Annotated in this window: 13 protein-coding genes and 1 pseudogene; 6 read left to right on the top strand and 8 right to left on the bottom strand. The window is 51.6% G+C overall.

All coding sequences use genetic code 11. From position 1 onward, the window contains the following. Positions 1–44 precede the first annotated feature (44 nt). From SE18_RS25635 to SE18_RS28410, 6 genes are all read right to left on the bottom strand, one after another. Complete coding sequence (locus tag SE18_RS25635; protein WP_236706999.1) at positions 45–839, bottom strand: tetratricopeptide repeat protein; 795 nt, start codon at positions 837–839, stop codon at positions 45–47. After that, positions 775–2,610, bottom strand: a complete 1,836-nt coding sequence (locus SE18_RS25630; RefSeq protein WP_152976768.1) for an ATP-binding protein — start codon at positions 2,608–2,610, stop codon at positions 775–777. Before SE18_RS25630 ends, SE18_RS25635 begins: the two co-directional genes overlap by 65 nt. A 231-nt stretch (positions 2,611–2,841) precedes the next feature. After that, positions 2,842–3,060 carry a hypothetical protein gene (locus SE18_RS25620; protein WP_152976767.1) on the bottom strand — a complete coding sequence of 73 codons (219 nt, stop codon included), beginning with the start codon at positions 3,058–3,060 and terminating at the stop codon, positions 2,842–2,844. Between the two features lie 170 nt (positions 3,061–3,230). Continuing rightward, positions 3,231–6,869, bottom strand: a complete 3,639-nt coding sequence (locus tag SE18_RS25615; RefSeq protein WP_054537331.1) for a glycoside hydrolase domain-containing protein — start codon at positions 6,867–6,869, stop codon at positions 3,231–3,233. A 352-nt stretch (positions 6,870–7,221) separates the two neighbouring features. After that, complete coding sequence (locus SE18_RS25610) at positions 7,222–7,698, bottom strand: hypothetical protein (RefSeq protein ID WP_054537330.1); 477 nt, start codon at positions 7,696–7,698, stop codon at positions 7,222–7,224. A 410-nt stretch (positions 7,699–8,108) separates the two neighbouring features. Beyond that, complete coding sequence (locus tag SE18_RS28410; protein WP_054537329.1) at positions 8,109–8,300, bottom strand: response regulator transcription factor; 192 nt, start codon at positions 8,298–8,300, stop codon at positions 8,109–8,111. Between the two features lie 162 nt (positions 8,301–8,462). Between SE18_RS28410 and SE18_RS25600 the strand changes: the two genes are divergently transcribed. Next, entirely contained in the window at positions 8,463–11,468 is a 3,006-nt protein-coding gene (locus SE18_RS25600; protein ID WP_054537328.1) for a tetratricopeptide repeat protein, read from the top strand. 61 nt (positions 11,469–11,529) lie between these two features. After that, positions 11,530–11,712 (top strand): annotated as a pseudogene (locus tag SE18_RS28090) (recombinase family protein); the annotation flags it as partial. Between the two features lie 24 nt (positions 11,713–11,736). Here the strand turns inward: SE18_RS28090 and SE18_RS28085 are convergent. Together SE18_RS28085 and SE18_RS27655 are read right to left on the bottom strand one after the other, a co-directional pair. Beyond that, positions 11,737–11,997 carry a response regulator gene (locus tag SE18_RS28085; protein ID WP_054537327.1) on the bottom strand — a complete coding sequence of 87 codons (261 nt, stop codon included), beginning with the start codon at positions 11,995–11,997 and terminating at the stop codon, positions 11,737–11,739. Beyond that, entirely contained in the window at positions 11,975–12,193 is a 219-nt protein-coding gene (locus SE18_RS27655) for a hypothetical protein (protein WP_160319558.1), read from the bottom strand. The genes SE18_RS28085 and SE18_RS27655 overlap by 23 nt, the downstream gene beginning before the upstream one ends. A 125-nt stretch (positions 12,194–12,318) precedes the next feature. Between SE18_RS27655 and SE18_RS25590 the strand changes: the two genes are divergently transcribed. The 4 genes from SE18_RS25590 to SE18_RS25575 all read left to right on the top strand — a co-directional run bounded on the left by SE18_RS25590 (position 12,319) and on the right by SE18_RS25575 (position 14,747). Next, positions 12,319–12,564: a hypothetical protein gene (locus SE18_RS25590; protein WP_054537326.1), complete on the top strand. Its 246-nt coding sequence runs from the start codon at positions 12,319–12,321 to the stop codon at positions 12,562–12,564. A 158-nt stretch (positions 12,565–12,722) separates the two neighbouring features. Beyond that, positions 12,723–13,484 (top strand): hypothetical protein, encoded by a 762-nt coding sequence (locus tag SE18_RS25585; RefSeq protein WP_054537325.1) that lies wholly within the window; start codon positions 12,723–12,725, stop codon positions 13,482–13,484. Between the two features lie 127 nt (positions 13,485–13,611). Beyond that, positions 13,612–13,878 (top strand): hypothetical protein, encoded by a 267-nt coding sequence (locus tag SE18_RS25580; protein ID WP_054537324.1) that lies wholly within the window; start codon positions 13,612–13,614, stop codon positions 13,876–13,878. A 119-nt stretch (positions 13,879–13,997) separates the two neighbouring features. Continuing rightward, complete coding sequence (locus tag SE18_RS25575; protein ID WP_054537323.1) at positions 13,998–14,747, top strand: hypothetical protein; 750 nt, start codon at positions 13,998–14,000, stop codon at positions 14,745–14,747. Positions 14,748–14,762: the final 15 nt, after the last annotated feature.

Here is a 14,762-nt window from a genome sequence, read left to right as displayed (position 1 = left end):
AAACGCCTAAATTGACATAATAAAACACTTTTTCGTTACTGTTGCTAGTTGTCTGCCTTCATTGCTGCTCGTAACGCGGCGATATTCTCGCGTGTCTCTTGTGTATGCCGATGCGCTGCCCCCAGCACCATTTCCCGTACCGCCAAAGCCCATTCAAATAAGGGCAGCGCCTCGGCATATCGCCCTTGCTGCACTAAGACCCCAGCCAGATTGTTCACACTCGTCGCCGTATTCGGATGCTCCGCCCCCAACACCGATTTATTAATAGCCAAGGCCCATTCAAATAAGGGTTGCGCCTCGGCATATCGCCCTTGCTGCACTAAGACCGAAGCCAGATTGTTCACACTCATCGTCGTATCCGGATGTTCCGCCCCCAACACCGATTTATTAATAGCCAAGGCCCATTCAAATAAGGGTTGCGCCTCGGCATATTGCCCTTGCCGCTCCAAGACCGAAGCCAGATTGTTCACACTCCGTGCCGTATTCGGATGCTCCGCCCCAAACACCGATTTATTAATAGCCAAGGCCCATTCAAATAAGGGTTGCGCCTCCCCATACCGCCCTTGTCGCGACAAAGCCAACGCCAGATTGTTCACACTCTGCGCCGTCGAGGGATGCACCATACCAAAAACCATTTCACTTAACTGAACCGCCTGGCACAATTGCTGTTCTGCTTTGCCATAATGACTTTGCTCTATATTAATCAGCCCAGTCAAATTAAGTGCTCGAATTTCCTCTTCCTTCGTTGGTAAACATTCTCCCTTTTTCCAGGGTTCAGGGGCATAAAACTGCCCCATCATCTGCTGTGCTTGCGGATAGTTGCCTTGTTGGTAATACACATAACCACATTCTACGAGGAGTCGATAGTATTCCCGCACCGCATGTCCTTTTTGGAGAATCTTCCTTATCTAATTCACGCAGCTTTGAAGGATTTGCCGCATCTAATTCACGCAGCTTTGAAGGATTTACCGCATCCAATTGCCACACCAAGGGCAGGATGGTCGTTGGCCGATACGTTCGCCGCAGATAATAGGGCTTCGCTCGCACATGCTGCCCTGCCGCTTCATACAGGGACAAAATCTGCTCAGCAATATCATCATACATACCGCCATACACCGTTTCGAGCGCTTGGGCCGTCGCCGACTGCTCCATCATCTGCTCTGCTGCATTGCGGGAATTAGGCTGCTGATAGGCACACCACAGCGTATTATTGGTAAATTGATAGCGATTGACCGTAATATCATGGGCCGCTTCCAAAAAGCCGCTATCCTCAATCAGGGCTGCTTCGGTGGTCGTTTCCCCAAGGCAGTAATCAATCGTATCCATCAAAACATCGGCATCGCAGCCAATGACATGAGCTACGACCTGCGCTGTCCAGACGAAGCCTTCCAGAGCCGCAATGCCCAACGCATGATGAAGGGTTTCTCCATAAAGGATTGCAACAGGTTCTCCATGAACGAGGAGCTGCTCTCTGTCCGCAAGCCGTGCGTCAATCAGTGCTTCCATGCGCGTTCGATAGGTGTGCGGCGCTTCGATAGGTTTGGTTAATCGCCACTGCTGCTGGTGTGAAGCAATCCATCCTTGATCACGCCAATCATCCCACAGATATTCCACCAGACCAGGATGACCACCCGACCATTGGTGCAGCATCGCAGCCAAGTCACTCCCTGGTTCGATGCCCAGCGCCATGGCAATCTCGGTCTGACTTACTCCCTGACACGAATGCACAACGGTGGGATAGCGGGATTGGCCACGAATGGCCATCGCAGCGCGGTGGGATTCCTCCGTCACTGCTTCCCAAGGCGCGGTCATCATGAGCGTCGCTATTAACAGCAGTGGATAGGATGCGTGGCCACGGCTCGGCAGCCCGCGCAGCAGCGTAATCCATGGTTCCGGTGCATATTCCCAGCCATCAAGAATCAGCACGAGCGGACGATTTCCTGCATACAGCACATCATGCAGCGCTCCGGCTCCATCCACCCCCCAGCGGGTGATCGTGGGTGGAATCGCAGCAAAGGAGTCCCATTGTTGAGCAATGAGCTGAAGCCACGGATCGCCTAAGACCTCGGTGTTCTTTGGCCATTGGGTGCGAATTGCGGCTGCATAGGCAGGATCAAGCGGTGGGAGTGTGGTATCAGGGGCAAAGGAGAGCACGATCATCTGGCCACCATCGGCCACCGCCGTGCGACCAAGTGCGAGGGCCACTGGCAAGCGGCCCATGCCGCGTGCGCCGGTTAACACCGCCCAAGTGGGGGTTTTCGTCTGGCACATCTCCGCCCATGTCGCGTGTAGTGCTTGGTGGATTGCCATATAGCCAATGGGATGACGGGTGCGTGGCAGACCCACCGGTCGAGGACGGGCGGCGGTTCCCGTCGTCTGGACAAACCAAAACACGACTCCGGTATTAAGCCCAATGACGGGGCCATAGACGGAGCTATTGGTCACGCGGACATCCCCCGTCGGGCCACGGTTAAGATGGTGCGTTCCATAGGGAATCGTCTGGTGCTGATCAAGCGCACGCAGGAGCGCTGCATGCTCGGTATCACTGAGGGTCGGAAAGAGGCGCTGGATGGCACGGATACGGTCATCGGATTCACCGGGCTGCGTCATGGACAACCTCCAAATAATCGTGGGACACGGGATGCAGTCCATGCACGCGATCAGCATGTGTTCGAGCGCGTCATGGTTGGGCATCTTGCATCGTGGGAGGGAGTTTTTATGTTCTTCCTGTATAGAGATACCATGGATTGCAATTTCTGGCATATCCAACCCAAGACTTCCGCAAGGAGGGAGTGTTATTCCATCGTTGTGACTCAGCAGTAACGCGCAAAATTGTAAGAATTACTCATACAAAAAGCGAGGACTGATATAGCGGTCTTCTGCCAACAGCGCCAGCATTGGAAGTTCGTCAGGAAACTGGGGGAAGATTGGGCGCAACTGAACCAGTGTCCGTTGGCCAGCAGTCGGCTGGCAGCGGCGCGCCGCAATGCTCACATCAAGATAGGCTAAGAGCGCATTTTTAGCAGCAAAGGCATTAAGGCCGTGACTATACACCATCATGACCGCCACCGCTAAAACAAGTCCCGCCTCGACGATGGACGATTCAGTAATCCGTGTTCCTTGATGTACATAGCTATGCCCCCCAAAAAAGTTTGATGAGCTAGGTTAGCGGAGCGATGTGACTAAACATACATCGCTCCGCTAGAGAGCCGATAGAACCGGTGAAAAACTTAGCGTTGCAGCAACGGAAGGTAGATGTCATTCCGCGGTGTGTTCAAAACACTCCACGTCTGGCCTCCATCGCTGGTTTGGAACAGCGAGGTCGTGAACGAGCAAACCGTCTGGTTTGAACAGCTTCCACTGTTTGTGCGTGCCCATCCCTGATCAGCATTGGCAAACTTCAACTCCACCACGTCGCTGGGCAAAGTAGACCCAGCACTCGGCCCACCAACCACCCAGTGATCGATATCTGCGACCGCAACGGGAACTGTCGCACCGACTTCGATCCCGACTTGAAGATCCCGCGTTTCATCGAGCAGCCATGTCGCGCCAGCGTCGGTTGTCCGGTAGAGCTCAACCCGTGACTGATCAGCATCGCCGCGGATGACGGGAAACGCCCCATGCTGAGTATCGGTGAAGGTTGGCAGCATGTAGCTGCGCACCTCGCCTGTCCCGGCCTCGGCCCCGATAGCCTGCGCGATCCAGGTTAGGCCGCCATCGCGAGTGACATAGGCTTGATCGCCGGCCGGGCCGCCAACAAGCCAGCCGTCGCTGGCTGAGCTAAAGCGCACTGGTGCCCCAATCGGCACGTTATGCTGACTCCACGTTGCACCGCCATCAGTTGTCTTAAACAACTGTCCCTGGCTGAAATTCACCCCCGACGCAGATTTGATCACAATTCCGCCGGTCGTGGAGTCGATAAAATCAAGGTAGCTCATGCTCGGAGGCGCGACTCCGTCAGCCTGTGTGAATGCGGCTAGCGTGCTTACCTGCCAGGACGCGCCGCCATCAGCCGTTCGGAAGCAGACCACCTCCGCGCCGCCATCGGCGGTACGCACGGCTACCATCCAGCCGTGATCGGCATCACGGAAAAACACGCTCTGAATATCAACTCCGTCAGCTAAGACCGGCGTGATATCGCGCCAGCTCGCGCCCGTATCCGCAGTCCATAGCAAACGTTGGCTGCGCAGCACCCAGCCTTGTCCCGGCAGGACAAGGTTCATCGCTTGGATTGACAGCGATGCCGTCGTGGTATTCAGTCCAGCCGATGCGTCGGTGTCCACCGCGTCGGCAGTGGACAGATTAGTGGCGATGCTTTGGGCAATGCCGGTTGCCACTAATCCGTCCACCGCATTCGAGTCAATGTTGATGGTCACGCCGCCCCACGTTTCACGGTGACCACCGGCATACTGGCGGATACGTCGGTGATTGCTCCAGTTGCCGTCCGGGACGCATGGTAATCCGTACACGCTCGCGCCGGAGTCGTAGGAAGACCGATACCAGGCCGCGATCCAAGCAACATCCGGCACATTCGCCAGCGAGGCCCAGTCGTTGGCCGCCGTCCCACAGGCCGAACCATAAATACCAGCTTTGTTGTTACGTGAGTGTAGTTGACTTACCCAGCCGTCCAAAAAGGCCTTGACTGCCGCGCGACACCCGCTGTCGTTAGTATTGTAGGCCTCCATATCGTAGTAAATGATGCTCTGAGCGTTGTCCGCATCGGTAAGGCCCAACCCTCCGGCGGCTGAAATCGCTGCATCGGCCTCTTGCGTACCCTGATTGCGCGCCGTTGCCACATCGCTGCTGATGCGTGAGCCAAAGCCAGTGCATGGAGCCTGCGGGCCAACCCAGATCGGGATAAATGTCCAGCCTTGCTGGCTCGTCGCTGCCACCCAATCGCGGGTCAGATTGTTCTGGTGGCAGGCGCGTGCGGAACCACCGATATAGATGCCAATATTGCGGTAGGGGCTGCTATTAACCCACGTCTGCATCATGCTCAGCGACGGCGCCGTACAGGCATCGAATCCTTGCCGCTGGCTCAATACCGTATGGTTCCCGCCGCTACCGCCAATCGGGTCTGGCGGCGTATTACCTGGACGGCAGCGAATGACACCTCCTGAGTCGATCCTGCAGCTGTCGCGGCGCGCCCGCGCCAGAAAATCGCTATCGGACAACGAGCCGCTCATCACGGTTGAGTAAAAGCGAAACGTTTCGCCGGGGACAGCGTTGACCACGGCGCGGTAGTTCGGCGAGCAGCCATTGATGGCGCCATAGGTCTGGTCCCACAGCACGGCGCCGCTGCCAATGGCCTCGCTCCGAAAACGATAGTTTGGACCTTGACCGCAGATCGTTAGAAATACGGTCGTACGGTTGTTCTCCGCTGCGCCGCGCAGCCGGGTGTCAGTATGCGCCACCGGTTCGGGAGGCGTATCGCCCTGCTGACAGCGGATGATGCCGCGCGATTCAACAATGCAGGAGTCACGGCGCGCTCGTGCCAGAAAATCCGCATCTGCCAGAGGACTGTTCATCACCGTCGAGTAAAAGCGGAACTTCTCGCCCGGCGCCGCCGTGATGACCGCTCGGTAATCTGGAGAACATCCATTGAGTGACCCATAGGTATAGTCCCAAAGGACTTGCCCGCTCGTGATTGACTCACTACGGAAGCGATAATTCGGCCCGCCACCGCAGACCTGGAGAAAGATCGTCGTTCCGCTCCATTCGGCCGCGCCGCGCAGGCGTGTATCATCGTGATGAGCGGACGCCTGCGTGCTGACGGTGAAATTCCACGTGCTTGACCACGAACTGGATGCTCCCCCATCTCCGGAGCGCATATGCCACGAATAAGCGCCGTCGGCGGGAACGGTCACGCTGGCGCTGGTAGCCGTCTGCCAATTGATGGTTGCACCCCAAGACCGATCAGTATTCCAGACCTCGCCGGAGTAATCGCGGTAGGAACGTGGCCCGTTATCTGGATCACCAGCATCTTGCCAGCCAAGTGTGATGGTGCGGCTGGCGAGCGTGGCACCATTGGCAGGAGCGGACAGACTGGGTGGGTTAGGCGGCTGATTTACGGCATTGGCAATGGTCACAGTTCGGGCATTCGAACTCCAAGCACCAGACATAATGCTGTGGCCGTCAACCCGCAATGTGTAGGTTCCATTAGGATAATTGCGGGTATCAAAACTCAGAGAGTAGCCCGAGTTAGTGAACCGCGTATCGCCATACGCAGCGGCGACATCGGGCCGACTGATGCCATAGGTGGCTGCGCCAATAAAGCGATCACTGGATCCATCGATCAGATGAACATGGACTTCACTAATACCGGAATTTTCGGTCGCCGCCAGATCTAGGTACCAGCCGCGAACAGTGATAGCATCATGCAGCGTCTGGTTGTTCGACGGTTCGTTAATGTCCGATCCTGGAGACGATACAGATTCGCGCTGGCACGTGATCGTACCAGCCGCACCGTTGTCGACGCGGCAGAAATCCCGCCGTGCCCGCTTGAGAAACTCCGCATCGCTGATAGGCGCGTCGAGGACCATGGTGTAGAAGCGAAATTGCTCACCCGTTCGAGCGCCAATAATCGCGCGATACGAGAATGGCAGACACCCGTTGATCGTATCGTAGGTTCGATCCCAGAGCACCGCCCCGTCGGCGACACGCACGGATCGGAATCGATACTTGGCGCCGGCACCACACAAGCGCAACCAGATTGTTGTCCCACCATTATTGGACTCATACTGACCGCTCAAGCGTGTCTCAGAATGGCTGGAAGCCAACGCCTGTCTGGGAGACAGCATGACCAGTGCGCCGCCGAACACGAATACCAATATCAAAAGCAGGCTTGAATACCGAAACCGTGCATCCATTGGAATCCTCCTAGCGTGGTATCTGGACATCCCATGGCTGATGAGGCGAGAAGAGGTGGTCTATCGATTCCCCTCCCGCCGGAAGAGTAAGACGACAGCATGGTTAAGAACTCCAAAATTTCAGCACCTGGTAGAGTGGAGATGATGGTTCTGGAACGTTGAGCGATCCATACGTCGCGATAAACGCTGACAAACCGTATAAATATCGCTTGATAAAGAATATTCCAGAACCATCATTTACGATGCGGAGATCATGAGCTCTATTGAAATACAAACCATGCCTTTTTTGTATATTCTTTATAGGTGAAGTAATGCGTATCGATAGCACCGTAGTGATGCGCAGACGCGACGGTTATTTGATACTACATGTGTTATTGCCTAAGTAGGTTACCGTTGTATAACTCCAAAATGCATACCGACTAGAAGTGGAAACCGTACATTCTCGACGACCATATCCATCAAGATCAAACTTGATCTTGATGCCGTTTTTGAGTGTCCATGTGCGGCGACCACCATCAACAAGTGCTCCTGTATACGTCCACGGGGTGAACGATGTTTGAAACTCGTTACTTCCATCAGTGTATGCAACAGAGATAAAACTAATATATGCAGGCGCATTATTATGGATACCAGCATCGAAAAAGACGGCTGTTGTATTTGACCAGAAATTCCGATCGGGATCATCGCCGGGTGTTTCAGTTGGAACAGGCTCTTTCACAGGCGTTTCAGTTGGAACAGGCTCTTTGGATTGGGCATAGGCCGAAGGGTTTGGAACCACGAGGGCAGTGATAGTAAAAAGGAACGTGAGAATGATCTTTGAGATTTTCATAAGGTCTCCTTCATGAATAAATTTGGTAGTTCATTTTTGTAGGGTCGAAGGTGGTTTCTCAAACCGTCCAATTACCGTGTTGGTTCGAGCCTTCGATCTTAATTTGGTAAAGTTACTTCCGTATACCGCCATTTGGATCTGTTGCCCATTTCAGGCAGCATGTACTGCGTTGGGAGCAGTGGCTAAGCTCCTTGCTATGAGCATCAAGAAACTAGTTAACATCATTCCTATGGCATAGGCACATTTCTCCTTATTCCTTAACGACGCGCATTTATGGTTGGTTTTGGTGGGATGTAATAGTATGAGGATACACTACCGCAATCGACCGATATCACATATAGCGGATAACCGCTATATGTGACCGATATCACATATAGCGGTTATCGAGGTGATTAATAGGCAATAAGATGCTATGATTGCCAATATACTCGTGCTGCCTCGGTTCGATTTCCAACGCCAAGTTTTGGGAATATGGCCTTAAGATGATTCTCAACAGTTGAGATTGAAATGCCAAGTTTGTCCGCAATCTCCTTATTTTGGAGACCCTCCGCCACTAATTCCAGCACTTTCTTCTCGCGTGGTGTCAGATATTGGATCGTCATTGCCATTCTCCGGATAACGAACCGTCGTCAGTGCACATGACGGCGGTCAGTCTAAACTCTTGGCTGCCAGAGTGAATGCCTTTAGCATAGACAAAGAATCCGGTTTTAGTAGGAATCAGCTATAGATCGTTTTGGATCGCGGTTATAAAGAGGAGGCTACTGGTGTCGATACCCCCTACACCTTTTGGAGAACTATTTCGGCGATATCGGGAGGCAACAGCATTCAGCCGAGAGGAGCTTGCGCATAAAAGTAATGTGCCGCTTGGCACGATCAAGCGATGGGATAGAGGGAAAACGCAAACTGTCCAAAACTGGCGGTATTTGCTTCAAACAGCCGTTGTATTAAAGCTGGCACGAGGCCAAACTAACTCGCTCTTGACTACCGCAGGTCTTCCATCGCTTGAGCTTTTATTTCAACAGGTGCTTGATGAGAAAGATCAAGCATTGTTTGTTTCTTGGAAAAGTGATATCACGCACCTTAGTGGCATGCAGCAGTTACTCAATGAGATACCCCTAACAGTTGTCCCTCCAATTAGCGCACCCCCGTCTGGTTCACGAATACCTTTTGCCGCAAATCCACACTTTGTTGGCCGTGATGACGTGTTAATGACCCTCGCGCATCGCTTTTATGCGGATGCGGCACTTGACTTAGGATCGCGAGTGATCCTTGCGGGACTGGGTGGTGTTGGTAAAACGAGCATCGCTGTAGAATTTGTGCGTCGATATGGATGTTATTTCAGTGGTGTTTTCTGGCTAAATTTTGGAGATGCGGCGGCAATAGCACGCGAGGTTGCAGCGTGTGGAGGGCCGGGATTTCTCGAACTCTACCGCTCTAATGGTGATTTGACGCTTGATGACCAAGTGCGTTTAGTTCAAAACGCCTGGGAGCAGAACATACCGCGGCTCCTTGTTTTTGATAATTGTGATGACCCTCTCCTCGTGCAACAGTGGTTACCAATGACTGGTGGTTGTCGCGTTCTTATCACAAGTCAACGCCAGCGCTGGCCATCGAGTTTCGATATTCCTGTTTATCGTCTAGATATTCTGGATCGTTCCGCAAGTATAAGTCTTCTCCAAGGACTTGCCCCACGGTTATTATCGAATGAGGCGGATGCTATTGCAGAAGAGTTGGGTGATTTACCCTTAGCCTTACAACTTGCCGGAAGCTATCTCGCAGAATTCAGGTGGACAAGCAGTGAGGACTATATCAATGAGCTGCGAAATGCTATGATTATGGCCCATCCTTCGCTCCGTGGCGAACATGAAAATGACATTTCTACGACCAAGCATGATCGTGATGTTGAACGAACCTTTCTGATGAGCTATCGACGACTTGATTTACAGAATGAACGAGATCGTATGGCCAGTGCGATTCTCATACGAGCTGCTTGTTTTGCTCCAGGCATGCTCATCCCCATTGAACTTCTTCTTACGAGCGTCAATCTTCGCCCTCAAATGATGCAAGGTCAAGCTGCAATAGGTCGGCTAGCCGATCTTGGATTAATGATTGTGGAGGATACAGGGGTGCGTTTGCATCGCCTCGTCGCGAACTTTGCCCAAGCAGTCATTCTCGATGTAACTGCGCAATCAACGGTTGAAGAGTCTCTGATTACCCATGTGAAGAACATTAGCCAGAATGGTGATGTTAGCAGCATGAAACGTATGCTGGTTCATCTTGAGTGGGTTATTCATCGTGGAGCGAATCGTGTTGAGACTGCAATGGCACAGCTTTGGTTCCACTGGGGACTCTGCCTTAAAACAATAGGTGATTTTAGATCAGCCCAACCAGCCTACGAACATGCCCTGCGTCTTTATGAGATAACATTCGGCGATATGCATCCTGATACCGCAACCTGTCTTAATTCCCTGGCCGAGGTGTATTGGTCTATGGGAAACTTTGCTATGGCACAGACACATTATGAGCGTGCCCTTGCAATTGAAGAGGACCTGTTTGGAAGAATTCATGCGACAACCGCGAAAACATTAAATGATCTTGGTGCAGTGGCATATAGTCTTGGTGACTCTAAAACTGCATGCATGCTCTGTAAAGAAGCCTTGTCTATTTTTGAGACAACACTCGGCTCTATTCACGCCGCGACTGCCGAAAGTCTTAATAACCTTGGTTTGTTTCTCATAAGCATGGGGGATTACGAATCAGCGTATCTCCCAAGCGAGCAAGCAATTGCCATTTATGAACAGACTGTTGGCCCAGTCCATCCTGATATGGCAACAAGCCTCAACAACCGTGCTCTGTTAATGGAATTTGTTGGAAACTATAGCGAAGCCTATGAGCTTTATGAGCGGGCGCTTGCGATTCGGGAACAAATTCAAGGACCAAAGCACCCTGCGACAGCGCAATCATTCCACAATTTAGGTGCCTTTATGCATACTACAGGCAAATTTAATCGTTCATTTTATTTTTATGAGCGTGCTATCGAGATTTTTACCGAAACGTGGGGCATTAATCACCCGGATACAGCGACATCTATAGGAGCGCTTGCAACCTTGCTGGATTCGATGGCTGATTATAAACGTGCCCGTCGTTTCGCAGAGCAAGCATTATCCATTCGAGAATCGGTTCTTGGTTCTCGGCACCCCGATGTTGCGATTAGTCTTAATTGTCTTGCACGTATACTTGAGGGCCTAGGAGAATATACTAGCGCAAAAGCGCTCTATGAGCGTGCATTGGTGATCTGTGATGAAACTGAGAACGATTCGATTAAAGCGATATACCTTAACAATCTAGGTCGCACGCTTCAGAGCATGAAGGACTATAACGCAGCACAACGATGCTATGAGCAAGCCGTGAGCATGCTTAAAGAAACACTTGGGGAACGCCATCCTGATGTTGCGTATGGACTCAATAATTTAGGATTACTGTATCAATGTCTTGGAGATTATAAAATAGCACGAAGCGTATTGGAGGAAGCGTTATCCATTCGAGAGGCTACCGTTGACCCGGATCATCCTGATATTGCAACCAGCCTGAGGAGTCTCGCTGAACTCTATCAAGTAACTGAAGAGTATACGGCAGCAAGAGTGCTGCTAGAACGAGCGTTGAATATTCAAACGACCATGCTTGGTGCTACGCATCCCGATACACACAAAACAAAAAACCAGCTTGTTACATGCATGGCGGCTCTTGATAGGGGTGAACAAATGGAATAAGCTACAAAATTTACGTGATCAAGACCTAAGGACTTTATAACTTCTTGAGAGTTGTGGTAAGGATTTCCATCAACGTGAGGTTGGTTTTCGTGCCCTCCAAAAGCACCTCGATACCACCAATTCTGGGGGCAAATTGATTTTTCATTTCTTTGCTGCCTTGGCAGAGTTCGAACACGATCTCATTCGTGAACGGACGACCGGTGGCCTCGCCGCAGCGCAAGCGCGTGGAAGGAAAGGCGGACGATACACCACTGTGATGACGCACTGGTCATGGATACTGCATGACCAGTGCATCGCTCCCATGGTTTGGGATGCGTGGGTGAATGGTTGCTTGCCCATGTGCCGATGCTCGAATTGCCGCAGCAACCTCCTGTGGCCCCACATCTTTCAGCAGATAGGCAATCGCCCCAGCCTTGATTGCAGGAAAAATGTCGGTATCCTCCACAAATGAGGTCAGCACAACCGCCTGCGACCGTGGGCTGATGCGCCGCACCTGCTGCGTCGCCTCAATACCCGACATTCCTGGCATGGAAAGATCCATCAAGCGTTTCCGGATCAATCCGCGCGTGGTCAAGCAAAAAATGACGAAATTTCTGCGGAAAGGCCCAGACCATGCGCAGCGGAACCAGCCAAGGGGATGTTTTGACGATGCCATTTGTCGGGTCACGCTGACGGGTGATCCGATCCGTGATCCCGGACGACCACCACCCTTCCAATGGACGCATTGCCCAGCGCCCTACCCCTTATTTGAGTGGTCTTGCGTTTAACCCCTTATTGACAACTACATAAACTTAGTGTATTTTCTACGGTATTCTAATACCGTAGAAAATACAAATGGAGGTGCATTTTCTTGGCAGATGATCAGCCACCCAACAAAAGAAAACGGGGACGGCCTGCAGGTCGCACATCAGGTGGATACCGTATATGGGTAGGTTCACCATTTGGACAGACCGACAAAGAACGCGAAGCTGAACAGCTCTTCATTGAGAATATGCTGAGTGTGGGCGAACGACGAGAAGCCTTGCTTAAGGCTGCTATAGCTAAGGAGAATAAGAAGGAGAAAAATGATTGTGGAGGGCAGAGTTCGGAGAATTAACCAACTTCTTCTCCGTTCGATGGGTATACAATCCGAAATCCATCGGATGTCCATCGGATCTTTTTCTAAAAAGTACTGAACTCAACGATTCAATCTGATACTCTAGTCATGGCTGGATTAGTTTTATAGAACACCATGTCACGAAAGGAGAAAATCACATGAAGTCCATTCATATGAAGGGCATTCGTTTTATCGGTGTTCTCGTCTTGATGCTCTTGGTGATTATTGGAATGTTGGTGCATCCATCGGTGCAAGCTGCAGAGCAACGGAAATGTTTTGACGTGGCACTGATTCCAGATTGTATTGAAGGTCGATTCCTCCAATTTTGGGAAGATAATGGTGGCGTAGCGGTGTTTGGATATCCGATCACAAGTGCGTTCGAGCAAGTCAACGAGGATACCGGCCGGGTGTACCTCACACAGTACTTTGAGCGCCAGCGCTTCGAACTGCACCCAGAGAATAATGCTCCCTACGATGTTCTTTTGGGTCGGCTGGGTGCTGTCAAGTCGGACTGGACAAGCCCAAATTGGCGCGAAGAGGATGCTCGAGCACGTTCCTATGGTTTTCCTGAGATGCCCCTCTATTTTGAGGAAACCAAACAGAATGTTGGCGAGAATGTTTCGGCATTTTGGCAAACAAATGGTCTGGAATTTGATGGCCAATCAGGAAAGAGTCGAGCCGAGAGCGTTGCCTTATTCGGAATGCCATTACGTGCAGAGAAGGGGAGCTCGGCGAAACCCTACACATGGCAGGTTTTCGAGCGTGCTATCTTAGAATATCACCCTGAAATCACTGGTAAACCGACGCTTGGTGATAGACTGGGCGTGTGGTATGTGCAAACTAAATGTACGGGTCGAATGGGAGACAATTTGTTCAATTCCGAGACGTGCGATCGCGTTTCTGGCATCGCCTATCCCTAGTCTATACCAACAATTAGACCCCGGAGCGGGGGCAAGCGCTTAGAAAGCTGTCAGTTGACGGGCTTGTACTTTTCTCTATCACTCAGATGGAGAATACAAGCCCGTTTTTAATGCAAAGGAGTCGCGCATGTCTGCACACCATAAAGAGTTTATACATGAGTCTGCGCAGGCATCGCGCAGACCAATGTTCTCCATTATTTCGCCTGTTCTATCGGAGCTTCCCTCTGACGAAGATATAGACACTTGTACCCTCATCGTTCCTCGTTATTTTGTTACAACATTGAAGGAGATTGCAGAATTATTAGAAGCAGATAGAGCGTGTGGTAAACCAAGCGGCTTTGTACGACAAGCACGGCGAGGATTAAAGCGCCTCCTGAAAGACGTACCAGCTTAATCCAGAAATGACAATTAGACCCCGGAGCGGGGGCAAACGCTTAGAAGGCTAACGCCTGTTGATCCACCGAATGTGGACTAACAGGCGTTTTTAATTTGATTTCGTTGTGGAGGTTTTTGATGGATCTATATCGACTCAAACGCTTCTTTTCTCATTGGGCTGTCTGGACAGGTATCGGGGTTATGTGTTGTGTACTACTCATACGTGCTCTGGTGTTGCCTCGTAATCCAGTTGGTTATATTCCAAACGTTGAGAATCGGCAGCTGCAATCTCGTAATACCACATCGGTCATCGTTAGCCCAGCAGGGAGTGAGGTACAAGCACCAAGCATCAATTTGCCAGCATTTACGATGATCTCCGCGCTGACTATGCCGGTCGAATTAGACCTGTCTCCAGAAGAACAAGCTTCATTTCGCTTAGTGGAGTGGCTGCCGCTCACTAGTACACTCCAACTGCAGAACGATTCGGCGCAAGCTATGGCCATCATTTCGGCATTTAATACCTTACGTACTGATAAGCACATGCAACCACTGGTTCTCGATGAGGATCTTCTCCAACGCGCTGGCGCGATGGCTCAGTCCCGCTTGGCATTCCGCCTCTATAACGAAGACAGCACTGTTTTTCGGATGCATCAGGCGGTATGGCTGGAATCTTTTGGTATCACTGAAGGTGGCCCACTCTCGGTTGATATGATTCCCCTACCGGCTGACATTATCGCGGCTCAGCATAATGTCGATCAACTCACGTCTCTTCTTGAGGATGGAGCCTATGGCCCATTGTCATCTGCTCGCTATAGCCGGATCGGCATTGGTGTAGGTAGAGTCGATGGTTGGGATACTGGAGGGACGCTCGTCGTCCTATTCTATTAAGGCTAAGGAGAATCC

Origin of the sequence: Herpetosiphon geysericola (genome assembly GCF_001306135.1) — a bacterium.
GTDB lineage: Bacteria > Chloroflexota > Chloroflexia > Chloroflexales > Herpetosiphonaceae > Herpetosiphon > Herpetosiphon geysericola.
Note: the sequence above shows the minus strand (reverse complement) of the source record. Positions and strands in the feature narration are given on the sequence as shown.

Coding starts and splice junctions, on each gene's coding strand:
- SE18_RS25630 (WP_152976768.1), bottom strand. CDS start 2,610: ATGACGCAGCCCGGTGAATCCGATGACCGTATCCGTGCCATCCAGCGC.
- SE18_RS25620 (WP_152976767.1), bottom strand. CDS start 3,060: ATGATGGTGTATAGTCACGGCCTTAATGCCTTTGCTGCTAAAAATGCG.
- SE18_RS25615 (WP_054537331.1), bottom strand. CDS start 6,869: ATGGATGCACGGTTTCGGTATTCAAGCCTGCTTTTGATATTGGTATTC.
- SE18_RS25610 (WP_054537330.1), bottom strand. CDS start 7,698: ATGAAAATCTCAAAGATCATTCTCACGTTCCTTTTTACTATCACTGCC.
- SE18_RS28410 (WP_054537329.1), bottom strand. CDS start 8,300: ATGACGATCCAATATCTGACACCACGCGAGAAGAAAGTGCTGGAATTA.
- SE18_RS28085 (WP_054537327.1), bottom strand. CDS start 11,997: ATGCCAGGAATGTCGGGTATTGAGGCGACGCAGCAGGTGCGGCGCATC.
- SE18_RS27655 (WP_160319558.1), bottom strand. CDS start 12,193: ATGCGTCCATTGGAAGGGTGGTGGTCGTCCGGGATCACGGATCGGATC.
- SE18_RS25585 (WP_054537325.1), top strand. CDS start 12,723: ATGAAGTCCATTCATATGAAGGGCATTCGTTTTATCGGTGTTCTCGTC.
- SE18_RS25580 (WP_054537324.1), top strand. CDS start 13,612: ATGTCTGCACACCATAAAGAGTTTATACATGAGTCTGCGCAGGCATCG.
- SE18_RS25575 (WP_054537323.1), top strand. CDS start 13,998: ATGGATCTATATCGACTCAAACGCTTCTTTTCTCATTGGGCTGTCTGG.